Consider the following 13,928-nt stretch of genomic DNA (forward strand, 5'->3'; position numbering starts at 1 on the left):
GTATCTCATTCATGGGCGCTCAAACACCACAATATCTAAGTTTATATTTGGCACTTACTTTTGGATTAAGTTTCCTTTTATGGGTATTCAAATACTTTAAATTCTCATCTACGAATAAACCTGCTTTTAAATACATCAGCTTGATGATGATTGGTATTTTTAGTTATTTATCAGGTGTGTATTATGCAGATCATGCTTTAGAAAAAAGGCTTGCACTTAGGCCACTACAAAATAATCAAACGCAGCATATGGTCTACATTCAGTCGATCAATAAAATTAAACTCAATGATCAGACTCAAGAAAATAATCAATCACTTAGACAACAAAAACAACTAAAGATCATTCAGCAAAGGGTTATCGTTTTAATTCCCAATCAACAGCCTATCCAAATGTTGATGTATGTGAATGATCAGCAAGCTGAATTGATTAAACTAGGTCATTATTATCAAGTCACTGGGCAATTTAAAGCAGTACATGGTTATGCAGTCGAAGGGACTTTCGATAAAGAAAAATGGTTTTTGCAAGAAAATCTGCTCGGAATATTAAATGCTTAATCCATTCAAGTCATAGATGAAAATCAAGTTAGACAATTCGGTTTTCAGTCTTTTGTTGATCAACAGCAGCAGTTGAATCAACGTGTTTTATTAAAAATAGAAAGTTTGCGTTTGGATTTTAGAGCTGTTATTTCCAATTCATCTTTGCACAATAAAGGGTTGTTATTGGCGTTATTAACTGGAGATGAAAGTTTACTTTCTGTTGAAATTCAAAGTTTATTTAAAAAACTGGGTATTGCACATTTACTGGCAATATCAGGTCCGCATGTACTTATTTTTGCAATGATTTTTTGCTTTATTTTTAATTTAATCTTCAAGAAATTTTATCCTAAAATATTTTTAAAAATACCGAGACCTTATTTATTGGTCTATCCATTTCTATGTTGTGTGATTTTTTATACGGCTTTTGTGGGGTTTGAAATACCAGCACTTCGAACGATGATTACTGTACTTATTCTCAGTGTAATTGTGTTGTTAAAACAGAAAATTCAACCTGTTAAACATTTGCTCTTAACCGCCAGTATTTTATTACTTATTGATCCTTTTAGTATTTTATCGGCTGCATTCTGGTTGTCGTTTGGCGCATGTTTTATTTTGATCAGGGTATATCAAACTTTACAGCAACAATCCAATGAACAGATACAGACATGGCAGGCGAAATTAAAGCTTTTTCTACAGGTATTATTTGATTTGCAGTGGAAAACATTTATCGCATTATTGCCGTTGGTATTATGGATCTTTCAGCAATTTTCATGGATTACACCGCTGAGTAATTTAATCGCCATTCCGATTATCGGTTCGTTGGTTGTTCCTATCGAAGTTTTAGCTGCTGCTATCAGTTTGTTTTCAGAATCATTAGGAATATTACTTTTTAAAATTGCAGATTATTTACTGAGTATATTATTAAATTTACTTGAGTTTTTAGATCATGTCTTGGGATTTAAATTACATTGGTGGGCTTTGAGTTCATTAGAAATTCTGTGCATTGCTTTGGCAATATTGATTCTTTTTTTACCTAGAGGCGTGATTCCTAAATTTTGGGCTGCACTATGCTTAATCCCTTTATTATTACCGAATAAAAATCAATTTATTTTTCAAATGAATGTATTAGATGTTGGGCAAGGGCAGGCGATTTTTGTTCATTTGCCTGAGCATAAAATGATGATTGATACAGGTGGTTTTTATGATGAAACTAAGTTTAGTATTGCTCAAAATTTGATTGTACCTTATTTAGCACGGCAAGGTATTTCTCAACTGGATCAAGTGATTTTGACGCATTTGGATCAAGATCATAGTGGGGCATTTGTAGAAATAGCTAAAGAAGTCGCGGTTAAGAAAGTATATTCCAATCAAAGAGATCAACGTTTTGATAATGCGAATTTCGAATATTGTTATCAAGGACAGCATTGGCAATATGATCAGGTTAAAATTGAAGTGCTTTCACCACCTAAAAATAGCCTAAGCGAAGCACCTTATAATCAAAATGAATTATCTTGCGTGGTTTATATTCAAGTGCCTGAATCAAATCACTATCAAAATTTCCTTTTGATGGGGGATGCAGGTTGGGAAACAGAATATCGATTGTTACAGCAATATCCTGACTTAAAAGTTGATGTATTGGTGATGGGGCATCACGGCAGTCGACATAGTTCTTCATTTGCATTTTTAAAACAATTAAAACCTAAACTGGTTATTGCTTCAGCAGGATATGGAAATCGTTATGGTCATCCGCATTCTATAGTTTTGGAAAGATTAAAAACCTTAAATATCCCTGTAAAAACTACAATCCAACAAGGATCAATCGAATTTAAAGTCAATAGAAAAGGACAAATGGATATACAAGGTTTTCGTCAAACTCAAAAATGGTTAATTTTCAACGAGGACATCACTTTCAAGAATCATTTCATTTCGAACAGTGTTAATTAAAGTCATCGCTTGATGATTTGGAATGTTATAGATTTTTTTAAGCTGTGGATTCGCTTTAAAACGTTTATAACTCCAATGATAGTGTTCAGGATGCTGTTGAACCAGTTGTTCGAGGTGTTTGAAAATAATACCAGTGCCTTCGTTGGCACTGACTTGATAAATACTTTCATCAATGGGTTCAATCGTCATGTCAAAGCCATGCTGATCATTTCGTGTGGCATATAAAAACAGTGCTTTAGCTTTGGTTTTTTGAATAAGTTTTGCACTTAAATTACTTGAATAGAGTGGAATACCAGAATATTCAATCAGTTCTCCTCCTTGGTCAGGAGTGTGATCTGGCAAAATAACGGTTGTTCCGCCTTGTTTTAATGCTTTGAAAATTTGGCGTACCCCAGACTCATCTGTCGGGACTAAATCAGCATCTTCTCGGCTTCTTGCTGCACGTACAAATTGGTCTGCCTCATTATTCTTGATTGGTTTATACATGATGGTCATTTGCGTATATTGCGCAAACCAAGCATTCATGATTTCCCAAGTACCAAAATGAGGCACAATAAGTACTAAACCTTTGCCTTGCTCTATCGCTTCATGGAAATAATGCTCACCTTGGATATGGTGAATTCGTGCAATATTCTTTTGAGCAGTGCTTCCCCAAATTGTAAAAAACTCCATGTAAGATTGAACCTCATTGCGAATTGCATGACGGGTAATGAGTTCACGTTGTTGTTTATCCAATTCAGGAAAGCAGATTTCAATGTTTAAGCGAATCGTTTCAGATGTTTTTGTGATATGTAAAAAATTGACAATACCTGCCAAAAACCGCCCAGTAAATTGAGCGATTGGAATAGGGTGTCGACTGAAAAAATTGAGAAGTCGAGAAATTATAGTCTTATGTTTTTCAGTCATTGCTACAAAAAAGTGGAGATAGGGTTGATGTATATTGTGATTTAGCAAAATATTATAGAATAAATCGCAATGATTGGACAGATTATATGTATTCCTTGTATATAATGAACTATGAATAATTAATTTGGATGGTATAAATGTCCGATTGGCCGCCGAAACCACAAAACGAAAACTCAAATTCTCATCCTTCATCTGGTCAACAACCTACAGGACAAGAATGGCGAATCTTAGAAAAAGTCGTTCTTGCATCTGTAGAAGAACAACGTCGTAGTCGCCGTTGGGGGATTTTCTTCAAAGTTCTCACATTCCTTTATATTCTTGTTGTTTTGGTGATGATGACGAAAAGCTGCTCACTATCAAGTGGTAGTGATGGTGAATCGACTTCAAGTGAGCATTTGGGTGTGGTAAATATTGTTGGAACCATTGATTCAAGCAATCAGGGTGTAAACAGTGTTGACACGATTAAGTCACTCAAAAAAGCATTTGAATCAAAATCTGCAAAAGCTGTGGTTTTGAATGTAAATTCTCCAGGTGGCTCGCCTGTTCAATCTGATGACATTTGGCAAGAAATTGAGTATCTGAAAAAACAAAATCCAGATAAAAAAGTCTATGCAGTGATTGGAGATATGGGGGCATCAGGTGCTTATTATATCGCTTCTGCGGCAGATGAAATTTGGGTCAACCCTTCAAGTTTAGTCGGTTCTATCGGTGTGATCATGCCAAATTACGGTGTGAACGGTTTAGCACAGAAACTAGGTGTTGAAGATCGAACTATGACTGCTGGAAGTAATAAAGATATTCTAAGCATGACTAAACCGATCAATCCTGAGCAAAAAGCGCATATCCAAGCCTTGTTAGATAATGTGCATTCACACTTTATCACTGCTGTGAAACAAGGTCGTGGTGCTAAATTAAAATCGACTGATCCAGCAATTTTCTCAGGTTTATTCTGGACAGGTGATCAAGCAATCAAGCTAGGTATTGCAGATAAAGCTGGAAATATTGAAACACTTAAGCGTGAGTTAAAAGTCAATAAAACTGTAGATTATACTGTTGAACGTAGTCCATTTGATTCAATTTTAGGTCGTATAGGATCTGAAATGGGGCATGGCGTAGGTGAAGCAGTAAGTCAAAAGCTTGGTATGAATCAAGATGTAAAAATGCAGTAAACTGCTTAAACTTTTAAAGCTTCTTCCCATTGCTTTGCAGTGGGAGAAGTGACTTTAGAACTTCAAAATAGAAAACCGAATATCATGCGTATTTCAAATCAGCAAAAGCCACTCATTCATTTTGCACATGCCAATGGTGTACCGTCAAAAGTTTACACGAAACTATTTGATTTGCTTAAAGATGAATATGATGTGATCTATGTTCCTCTACTTGGCCCTGATCGTCGTTATCCAATTGCTCAAGGATGGAATGAACTGGCGGATCAAGTGGTTGATAGTATTGTGCAACAAGCTCAAGGACGTAAAGTGATTGGTTTAGGGCATTCATTGGGTGCAGTGACTACCTTAAAAGCGGCTTATAAGCGTCCAGAATTGTTTGAACAAGTGATTATGCTTGATCCACCTTTAATTGTTGGAAAAGCTGCTTTTGCGATGTTTATGGCTAAAATTTTCAAGCCAAAATTGATTGATAAAATTACTCCTGCTTCACTTAGCCTCAAACGTCGTGATCATTGGGATTCTCGTGAACAAGCTGCTGAGTTGTTAAGACCTAAAGGGTTTTATCAGCATTTTGATCAAGATTGCTTTCAAGCCTATATTGACTATGCTTTAACGGAAGATGCGACAAGAGGTGGTGTTGAGTTAACGATTTCTAAATATGATGAAGTTGAAATTTTTAGAACAAACTCTGATTCGATGTGGTTGCCGATGCCGAATCCGCCTGTACCATCGCATTTAATCATCGGTGATGAGAGTCCATTTTTTAAACAAAAATTTCCACAAATCATTCAGAAAAAATTGGCAATCCCTTTTTCTGTAACATCAGGTGGACACATGTTCCCTTTGGAACATCCTGTTAAAACTGTTGAATTGGTGAAGAAACTCATTCGCAAATAATTTGGAATGATGATCTTGTTTGCTTGTTAGAATTGATAAGCTAATAAAAAATGCATCCGAGGATGCATTTTTTATTTCAAATATTTTCAGCAGTTTTTAAAACTGACAGAACTGAATTGGTTTTTCTAAAGCTTGCCCTTTATAAAGCACTTGACCTTCTTTGAGATGTTGAATCGTGCCATTACAAATCCATTCAACCGCTTGCGGGTAAATTAAGTGTTCAAGCACATGTACACGCTGTGCAAGGGATGCAACATTGTCATGCTGAGTAACTTTTAAAACACCTTGTGTTAAAGCTTGCCCTGCATCAAGTTCCGCAGTGACATAATGCACTGTACAACCATGTAGAGCATCACCTGTATTTAGAACACGTTGGTGCGTATGCATGCCTTTGTAATTTGGCAATAGGGAAGGGTGAATATTCACCATTTTACCTTCCCATGCTTTGACAAATTGAGCACTTAAAATTCGCATAAAACCTGCGAGTATGACCAAATCAACATCCCAATCGAGCAATTGTTGATGCATAACAGCATCGAAAGCTTCACGGTTTGGATATTGTTTATGTTCAATAATTGCAGTTGGAATATTCGCATTTTTTGCACGTTGTAGTGCATAAGCTTCAGGTTTATTGGAAATAACCCCAACGATTTTCCCTGAAAGATTGGCATCGATCAGGGCTTGTAAGTTACTTCCACTGCCTGAAACCAGTACAGCAATTTTGATCATGTGATTGTTCTTACGCAAAAATTACACGAATTTTTTCGTCAGCACCTTCAACAGATTCAGCATTGTCTTGGATATGACCAATTTTCCAAGCTTTCTCACCTTGAGCATTGAGTACAGCAATGGTTTTTTCAGCATCAGCTGCGTCAACGGCAATAACCATACCTACGCCACAGTTAAATGTGCGGTACATTTCAAATTGTTCAACACCACCTTCTTTTTGAAGAAGTTTAAACAATTCAGACCATTCCCAAGAAGATTCATCAATAACTGCTTGAGCACCATTTGGAAGTACACGAGGTAAGTTACCTGGTAAACCGCCGCCTGTGATATGCGCCATTGCATGAACATCAACTTGTTTGCAAAGTTCAAGAATAGGTTTTACGTAAATACGTGTTGGTTCCATGATTGCATCTGCAAGTGGGCGACCATCAACGATTTGAGCAAGATCAATATTTTTAACGTCTAAAATTTTACGAAGTAAAGAGTAACCGTTTGAATGCGCGCCAGATGATGCTAAGCCAATCAGAACATCACCAGCTTTAACTTTTGAGCCATCGATAATTTTGCTTGCTTCTACAACACCAACAGAGAAACCTGCAAGGTCATAGTCTTCACCTTCGTACATGCCTGGCATTTCAGCAGTTTCACCACCGACCAATGCGCAACCTGCAAGCTCACAACCTTGACCAATACCTGTAACAACATTGGCTGCAACGTCTACATTTAAGTGACCTGTTGCATAGTAGTCTAAGAAGAATAATGGTTCTGCACCGCAGACAATAATATCGTTCACACACATTGCAACTAAGTCTTGACCAATTGTGTCATGACGGTTTAAGTTTAGTGCTAAACGTAATTTAGTACCGACACCATCTGTACCAGATACAAGAACAGGTTCTTCATAACCTTTCGGGATTTTACAAAGTGCGCCGAAACCGCCTAAGCCACCCATGACTTCAGGGCGAGTTGTGCGTTTAGCGACAGATTTGATTCGATCGACAAGTGCGTCGCCCGCTTCAATATCGACACCAGCGTCTTTATAGCTTAAACCAGTGTTTTGAGTAGAAGTTGAGTTGCTCATATGTGAAGTCTCCGCATTCGTGCGCAGATTATACCTGAATATACGAAATTCTTATGTTATTTCTGCACTAAAATGTTATGTTTATTCAAATATTTTACTTTCTATAATGATTAAATCTGAAAAAGGCGTGATTACATGCACGATCGGACCTTAAAACGAATTTTTATACTCGGTGGTATAGCATTAATCCTCTGGGTTTTATACTTGCTCAAGCCTGTGGTAATCCCTTTTATTGCCGCTTTTTTAGTTGCGTATCTATTTAGTCCTGTGGTTGAAAAACTCTCTAAATTCTTACCAAGATGGCTTTCGATTGCGCTGGTATTTATTGGTATCGGTGTAGTACTGACATGGGCAATGTGGTTCGTTGTACCTTTGGTATGGAAACAGTTGATTTATGCAAGAGATAGTATTCCCGCGGGTATTCATTGGATCAACTCAACTTTTTTACCGTGGGTTTCCAATTCGTTTAATGTAGAACGAATGGAGTTAGATACCGATCAAATTTCTCAAGTTGTGATGGAATATGTGCAGACCAACTATAGTGCTGACAGTATTCAAAGCATGGCGTTGAAAATAGCACAATCAGGGCTAAGCTTTATTTCCATCGGCGGGACGATTGTTTTAATTCCAATTATTGCATTCTATTTCTTATTGGATTGGAATCGTATGCTGTTGAGCTTAAAAGCGTTGATTCCACGTCAATATGAACAAAGTACCTTAAGAATTGTCGGTGAATGTCATAGTGTTTTAGGCGCATTTGTTAAAGGGCAATTCTTAGTAATGATTTTACTTGGAATCGTCTATGCGGTCGGATTGCAATCAATTGGATTGGAAGTTGGCTTAATTATTGGCATGGTGGCAGGTTTATGTAGCATTATTCCATATCTTGGTTTTGGTGTTGGGATTATTGCAGCAGTCATTGCATGTTTCTTCCAATTTGGTGTGGATCCAAAGCATTTATTAATGGTATTGGCTGTATTTGGTGTAGGGCAATTGATAGAAGGTTATATCCTACAACCTTTCTTATTGGGCGATAAAATTGGTTTATCACCTGTAGCTGTAGTTTTTGCGGTATTAGCAGGTGCGCAACTTGCTGGTTTTGTGGGGATGTTGATTGCTCTACCTGTGGCTGCCATTATTGTGGTATTACTTAAACATGCCAGAGAATGGTATGAACAAAGTCAGTTTTATCAAATGAGTGCAGCAGCGTCCGTCGTCGTACAAAATGATGGGCAAGTTGAAACGATTTCAGTGAATAGTCAGCAACTTGATCTTGATATTGAAATTAAAAACACGCAAGATAATCAAGAAAAGGTCAAATCAGACCAAGAACCACTTTAGGAACTTATATCGTCTATGCGTCAATTACAGTTGGATATAGAACCACAACTGGATGCCCGAATTAGTGATTTTTCTGGGCCAGGTTGGGGGCCTGTAATTGATGCTGTACGTCAGCTTCATGCGGGTTTGATGAATCGTTTCTATATTTATGGTGGAGCGGGGACTGGAAAAAGTCATCTACTTTCGGCAATTTGTGATTCATATTTAGAAATTGGTAAATCAGCGATTAAAGTATCTTTGCTTGAGTTGTTAGATGCACCAATTGAAGCGATTACATCTTTAGAAAGTTATGATTTGGTCGCTTTAGATGATATCGAAGCGATTAGTGGTGTGCCACATTGGCAGAAAGCTGTTTTTCATTTAATTAACAATAATAATGAGGGTGGTGGTCAACTGGTGTTTTCGTCGCGTTTTGCGCCGATTGAGTTAAAACTTGAACTACCCGATTTACAATCACGTTTAACGCAAGCTGTGAGTGTGAAAGTGCCGAGTGGCAACTCATACGCAGACCGTCAATCGCTTTTACATTCGGTATTGGAACGCAGGGGTGTACATTTTGACCCACAAATAACAGAATATATGCTATTACATGGACCACATCAAACCAGTACACTGCTTCAGTCAGTTGAGCAATTAGAAAAGTTACTGAAGGGTGAGAAAACTAAATTATCTCATTCAACATTAAGACAAATCTATGCATTGATTGATGAATATAGACAGTAATGATAGTGGGTAGTCTTCGATTGTCTAGCAAGAAGTAAGCGTCAATACCTTGTCAAATCACGTTATCATAAAATTCTTGAGAATTTGTTTTAACTGTGACAAAGTACGCGAAAAGGATTTATGGCCAAGCTTTGCTGGCTAATAAGAAATAATTAAAAGAAATTAAGGAGACTATAATGCTCAAACGGGGCATAGGCTTAGGATTATTGTGCATCAGTGGTCATGCGTTTAGTGCGAATATCACAGTGACAACAACAGAAGATGTTGTGAAAGCTGATGATCAGTGTTCATTAAGAGAAGCCATTGAATATATTAATCAGGGGATGCCAGAAGCAGGCTATAACGGCTGTGGTGGTAAAGAAGCAACTGCTAGAATTCTTCTCGATGCTAATAAAGAATATGTACTAAATAACCAAGTCCGTATTTCTAAAGATATCGATTTTGCTTCCAATTACGAAACAAATGTTACTGATACTGAAAACGTCGTTGGTAAGAAAAACGCGATTATTAAAATGGCGGGTAAAGACCGTTTGTTCCGCATTGAAAAAAACGTAGACCCTGCTGCTGAAACAGCACCACCGATGATCAAAGTGACATTCACTGAAATTACGATGAAAGGCTGTGGTCAGTCAGTCTGTGCTGATCAAGGTGGTTTGATTTATAACAAAGAATTATTAAGCATTAGTAATGGGCAGTTGTTAAATGGTGTCGCAAAACAAGGTGGTGCAATTTACAATGCAGGTATTTATGAAGCCAATAAAAGCCTAAGTTTTATTTCCTTAAGTAATACCTTAATCAAAGGGAATAAAGCAGAAAAAGGTGGGGCAATTTTTACTGAAATCCCAGCTTATATGATTTCACAATCTGTCATACGTGATAATGAGGCGACAGATGCAAGCGGTGCTGTGCTTGAAACACAAGATCAATTTTCAGAAGATGCATTAAAGAATTTAGGTACAGCCGCACCTTTTGGTGTGTTGAATAGTACTATTTTTAGCAACAAAGGTTATGTCGTTAAAGTCTTTGACGCTATGCAAATCAATAATGTCACCATGATTTTAAATAGCATGGGACTTATTCTAAATGCCCCTCAAAAGAAAGGTTATGTAGCAAATAGCATTCTGGCTAAAAATGGTACTCAAGATTGTACCATTGCGGCTGGTGGTGAAGAAATGCAAGTCAGTAACAACCTCTATTCTTCAGGTTGTAATGGCTTCAAATCGACAGCATTGGGAAATACACAACTCATTGCTGGAGCTACAACAGAAGGTAAATGTGATTACAGTTCTAGTGGCATTTTATGTCCATTTTCTGAATCGCCAAATCTGGCATTAGGTTATTTTTTACCTCGAATTTTGCCAAGCTATAATGCAGTCACAGATTCACCGATTGTGAATCATGGTGTCTCTGCTCAGGATGAAGTTTTAGCTTGTTCTACTGCTGATCAACGTGGAAAAACCCGAGATCGTAACCCAGAATTGTGTGATCGTGGCGCGATTGAATTGGTGATTGATACTTCAAATGTGACTACGGTCGGTAAAGATATTCTTTATGATCAAACGGCGAGCTTCTCAATTGCAGATCAATTGCAAGATGGTGAATTGGTCAGTGTTGCACAATGTAAGAAAATTTTTAATCGTGATGTCGATGATAATGGTAAGCCTTGGCAAGTTGGGTGTTTGAAAATCATTCAAACCAATACGCCTTCAAAAGGAACTATAACGATTAGCCAAGATGGTGAAGTTGTTTATACGCCAAATAATCATTGGCAAGGTTCTGATGAGTTTAAAATCAATGTCGTTACATCTACGACCAGTTTTAACAAATCTGATAACCCTTATATCTCGATTCCTGCTCGTATTGTACAAAGAAAACCTGATGATTTTAAAAACGATAAAGTGAAAACCTCAGGGGGGAGCTTAGGGTTCTTCTCACTTATTGGATTGGTTGGGCTCGTTGGTTACCGACGTGTAAAATATAAGTAAAAAGGATTGGACATGAAAAATTATAAAAAAGGACTTCTGACGCTTACTGTATTGTCGGCGATGTCACTGATGGCGGCTGAAGATCGTACGATTTACGTGACGACTCTTGCGGATGAAGATGGTGAAAACTCAGAGAGTTGCTCTTTGAGAGAGGCTTTAAAAGCAGCTTCTACACACAAAGCTTATGGCGGTTGTATTGCAGGTCAACAGTATGCAAGTGTGCCGAATGTCATTCAGCTTGAAGCTGGGACATATCTCTTAAATAAGGAATTGAAACCAAATTCAGATGTGGTGATTTTTGGTAAAGAATCTGCTGATTATTCACGCCCAAGTGTGCTTACCAATAGTTACCCAGCGCCGTTACCTTTAAAAACAACGATTTCAGGCCAAGGCAAGGTTCGTATTTTTAATACGATTTATGACAATAAACCTAGCTTAACCTTGAATAATTTAATATTAACAGATGGTTCAAGTTCGGCAGACACCAATAATGATGTCGGTGGAGCAATCTATGCAGGCGGAACATTAACGTTAAATAATGTATCTATTCTCAATGCGAAAGCGAAAATGGGTGGTGCAATTTATTTAAATGATGTGACCAGTGCGTTGACAGTTAACTACGGTGTTTTCCAAGCCAATCAGGCAGAACAAGGTAGTGTATTGGGTATGTCTTGTTCTGATAATTTGCTTTTTACAACACGTAGTATTGCAATAAGTTCAGCAAGTTTTGTGAATAATGGTTCGACAACGAGTTCGAGTGTTTTTAATTTTTGTGGACAGCCATCTGCTACTTTGACTGCAAATACAATCACGAATAATACAGCAAATCCAAATAACGGCAGTATTATTCAGTTTAGTGCTACAACACCACAAGGCAAAGTCAATTTTAGTAATTCTTCAAGCATATCTTTGCAAAGCAATACTATTGTTAAGAATAATGCGTGGTCGACATTATTGTACGGAAATTATGGTGCTAAAGCGTTGGTGAATAATGTCTTGGCATATAACACAGGCAAATCTTGTCGTTATGCAGATGGTGATGTGTCTAAGGTTGAAAACTCAGGCATGATCTTGAGTTATAACGCTTTAACTCTAGCGACTGGAAATGATCAATGTGAAGTTGCAGAAGCTGTTACTAAAGACAATAAAGATCATACATTTGATGTCAGTCAGATTAATTTCTCAAGTATTTTAACTGACTTACAAACGCCAAGTGAATCGACTAACTTTATGCCGATGTATTTCCCTAAGGACTTAGGCACAGATAAAGATTTAGTTGATGTGGGGTATGTGGGTTGTAGTACTGCAGATCAGCGTGGAGTAACACGTGTGATTGCAGTGAATTCGAATGGTGCTAATGAACAGGCAAACTCGTGTGATTTAGGTTCAACAGAGCTACTTCGTTTAACTGCAAATAATGTTAGTGCAACCAATACTTCAGTCGTGACTGCATTACAAACCTATCAAAATGAGTTAGATACCTATACTAAACTGTTTGAAGATAAAGCCACAAAGCCAGATTATCTACCGTTCTATAAAATTCAGGTTGATAAATACAGCAATCTCATCAAATACACCAAATCAGATCAAAAGTATCGAACTATTTTTGTTGACCCTTTTGCAACGAGTTTACCAGCTGAAATCGTGACAAAAGATGCCAATGGCAACGATGTACGAACAGTTAAACATTTAAGTTCAGACAACTATGATGTAATTGTTAAATCGCTTGGCCTAGGTGTATTAGATAACAATAGATTATTTGATGGAGAAGAAGATCCAAAGCTTCATTGTGAATGGAATGCGAATCTCAATAAAATTATGATGTGGCGTACAAGTGACAATGTGACACCATCAGGTGAAAATGAATTCTGTAGTTATCAACTGAAGCTAAAAGGTGCAAATCCTGAAGTTGTATCTTCGGCTTATATTATTGCAAGTTATGTCAATATTGCCCCAGTTGCAAACGACACTACTTTGAATATTGCTTATGGCTCAACCAATACAATCGATATCGATTTACTACAATATGCAAATGATGATGGCGACGGCAATGTCAGTGCTTTGACAGATAAGCCGAATAAACCAAAATTCTATGTTAATGCGAAGGGTGAGGAATTACCTATTCGTATAGCAGCAAATTTAGATCCTGTCATCATTACAGCAGATCGTAGTGGCCCATGCCCAGGCGAAGATAGTAAATATACGTGTTATGGTGGCAAACTGCATATTCAACTGAGAAACACTTTAGATCCGTTCAGTTATAAGTTTAGTTATTATGTCTATGATGCTGATGGTTTAATTTCTAATGCTGCAACTGTGAAGTTAGAAAATTCAGGTACAGCACCTGGAAGCCCACGTATTAGTGGTGGTGGTGCATTCGGTTGGTTGAGCTTAGTAGGTTTAATTGGATTGACGGGCTATCGCCGTTATAAAATGAAGCGCTCATAAAATTATACAATTAGACTTTTATTGAAAAGCCAGTTTCGAGAAACTGGCTTTTTTATCTGTATATTTTTTGCTATTTATATAGGATTCATACGCAATTTATATTATAAGTTTAATGAAGCATTGTTTTGTTTAAAGCATTTCGTAAATCATTGAAAAATTTTGGATAAAT

The 13,928-nt window shown here is 37.2% G+C and carries 11 protein-coding genes; 8 read left to right on the forward strand and 3 right to left on the reverse strand.

Annotated features, from left to right (window positions below; all coding sequences use genetic code 11):
* Positions 1 to 11: 11 nt before the first annotated feature.
* Both GGG_RS21335 and GGG_RS19545 read left to right on the forward strand, forming a co-directional pair.
* Entirely contained in the window at positions 12 to 554 is a 543-nt protein-coding gene (locus GGG_RS21335) for a hypothetical protein (protein WP_227500487.1), read from the forward strand.
* 72 nt (positions 555 to 626) lie between these two features.
* Positions 627 to 2,480 carry a DNA internalization-related competence protein ComEC/Rec2 gene (locus GGG_RS19545; protein WP_227500488.1) on the forward strand — a complete coding sequence of 618 codons (1,854 nt, stop codon included), beginning with the start codon at positions 627 to 629 and terminating at the stop codon, positions 2,478 to 2,480.
* On the opposite strand, the gene GGG_RS0106520 is transcribed toward GGG_RS19545, so the two are convergent.
* Positions 2,421 to 3,386 (reverse strand): lysophospholipid acyltransferase family protein, encoded by a 966-nt coding sequence (locus tag GGG_RS0106520; protein ID WP_029574481.1) that lies wholly within the window; start codon positions 3,384 to 3,386, stop codon positions 2,421 to 2,423. The genes GGG_RS19545 and GGG_RS0106520 overlap by 60 nt on opposite strands.
* Positions 3,387 to 3,523: 137 nt before the next feature.
* On the opposite strand from GGG_RS0106520, the gene sppA reads away from it, so the two are divergent.
* Positions 3,524 to 4,555 (forward strand): signal peptide peptidase SppA, encoded by a 1,032-nt coding sequence (gene sppA, locus GGG_RS0106525; RefSeq protein ID WP_010113231.1) that lies wholly within the window; start codon positions 3,524 to 3,526, stop codon positions 4,553 to 4,555.
* Positions 4,556 to 4,639: 84 nt separating this feature from the next.
* Entirely contained in the window at positions 4,640 to 5,452 is an 813-nt protein-coding gene (locus GGG_RS0106530; protein ID WP_010113232.1) for an alpha/beta hydrolase, read from the forward strand.
* A gap of 96 nt (positions 5,453 to 5,548) precedes the next feature.
* On the opposite strand, the gene purN is transcribed toward GGG_RS0106530, so the two are convergent.
* A complete protein-coding gene (purN, locus tag GGG_RS0106535; RefSeq protein WP_010113233.1) occupies positions 5,549 to 6,181 on the reverse strand; it encodes a phosphoribosylglycinamide formyltransferase in 633 nt (210 codons plus the stop codon).
* 10 nt (positions 6,182 to 6,191) lie between these two features.
* Positions 6,192 to 7,262, reverse strand: coding sequence for a phosphoribosylformylglycinamidine cyclo-ligase (gene purM / locus GGG_RS0106540; protein WP_010113234.1), 1,071 nt, complete (start codon positions 7,260 to 7,262; stop codon positions 6,192 to 6,194).
* A 135-nt stretch (positions 7,263 to 7,397) separates the two neighbouring features.
* Here purM and cxpE point away from each other — a divergent pair, with 135 nt between their 5' ends.
* From cxpE to GGG_RS0106560, 4 genes are all read left to right on the forward strand, one after another.
* Positions 7,398 to 8,603, forward strand: coding sequence for a chloramphenicol efflux transporter CxpE (gene cxpE, locus GGG_RS0106545; protein ID WP_010113235.1), 1,206 nt, complete (start codon positions 7,398 to 7,400; stop codon positions 8,601 to 8,603).
* Positions 8,604 to 8,618: 15 nt separating this feature from the next.
* Positions 8,619 to 9,326: a DnaA regulatory inactivator Hda gene (hda, locus tag GGG_RS0106550; protein ID WP_010113236.1), complete on the forward strand. Its 708-nt coding sequence runs from the start codon at positions 8,619 to 8,621 to the stop codon at positions 9,324 to 9,326.
* Between the two features lie 176 nt (positions 9,327 to 9,502).
* Positions 9,503 to 11,311 carry a rhombotarget A gene (gene rbtA / locus GGG_RS0106555; RefSeq protein WP_010113237.1) on the forward strand — a complete coding sequence of 603 codons (1,809 nt, stop codon included), beginning with the start codon at positions 9,503 to 9,505 and terminating at the stop codon, positions 11,309 to 11,311.
* A gap of 12 nt (positions 11,312 to 11,323) precedes the next feature.
* Positions 11,324 to 13,759, forward strand: a complete 2,436-nt coding sequence (locus tag GGG_RS0106560) for a CSLREA domain-containing protein (protein WP_010113239.1) — start codon at positions 11,324 to 11,326, stop codon at positions 13,757 to 13,759.
* The last annotated feature ends 169 nt before the right edge of the window (positions 13,760 to 13,928 follow it).

It is taken from the genome of Acinetobacter sp. P8-3-8 (genome assembly GCF_000214135.1).
GTDB lineage: Bacteria > Pseudomonadota > Gammaproteobacteria > Pseudomonadales > Moraxellaceae > Acinetobacter.

Excerpts from the sequence above, each read along its gene's own strand:
- GGG_RS21335 (WP_227500487.1), top strand. The coding sequence starts at position 12 with ATGGGCGCTCAAACACCACAATATCTAAGTTTATATTTGGCACTTACT.
- GGG_RS0106520 (WP_029574481.1), bottom strand. The coding sequence starts at position 3,386 with ATGACTGAAAAACATAAGACTATAATTTCTCGACTTCTCAATTTTTTC.
- sppA (WP_010113231.1), top strand. The coding sequence starts at position 3,524 with ATGTCCGATTGGCCGCCGAAACCACAAAACGAAAACTCAAATTCTCAT.
- GGG_RS0106530 (WP_010113232.1), top strand. The coding sequence starts at position 4,640 with ATGCGTATTTCAAATCAGCAAAAGCCACTCATTCATTTTGCACATGCC.
- purN (WP_010113233.1), bottom strand. The coding sequence starts at position 6,181 with ATGATCAAAATTGCTGTACTGGTTTCAGGCAGTGGAAGTAACTTACAA.
- purM (WP_010113234.1), bottom strand. The coding sequence starts at position 7,262 with ATGAGCAACTCAACTTCTACTCAAAACACTGGTTTAAGCTATAAAGAC.
- cxpE (WP_010113235.1), top strand. The coding sequence starts at position 7,398 with ATGCACGATCGGACCTTAAAACGAATTTTTATACTCGGTGGTATAGCA.
- hda (WP_010113236.1), top strand. The coding sequence starts at position 8,619 with ATGCGTCAATTACAGTTGGATATAGAACCACAACTGGATGCCCGAATT.
- rbtA (WP_010113237.1), top strand. The coding sequence starts at position 9,503 with ATGCTCAAACGGGGCATAGGCTTAGGATTATTGTGCATCAGTGGTCAT.
- GGG_RS0106560 (WP_010113239.1), top strand. The coding sequence starts at position 11,324 with ATGAAAAATTATAAAAAAGGACTTCTGACGCTTACTGTATTGTCGGCG.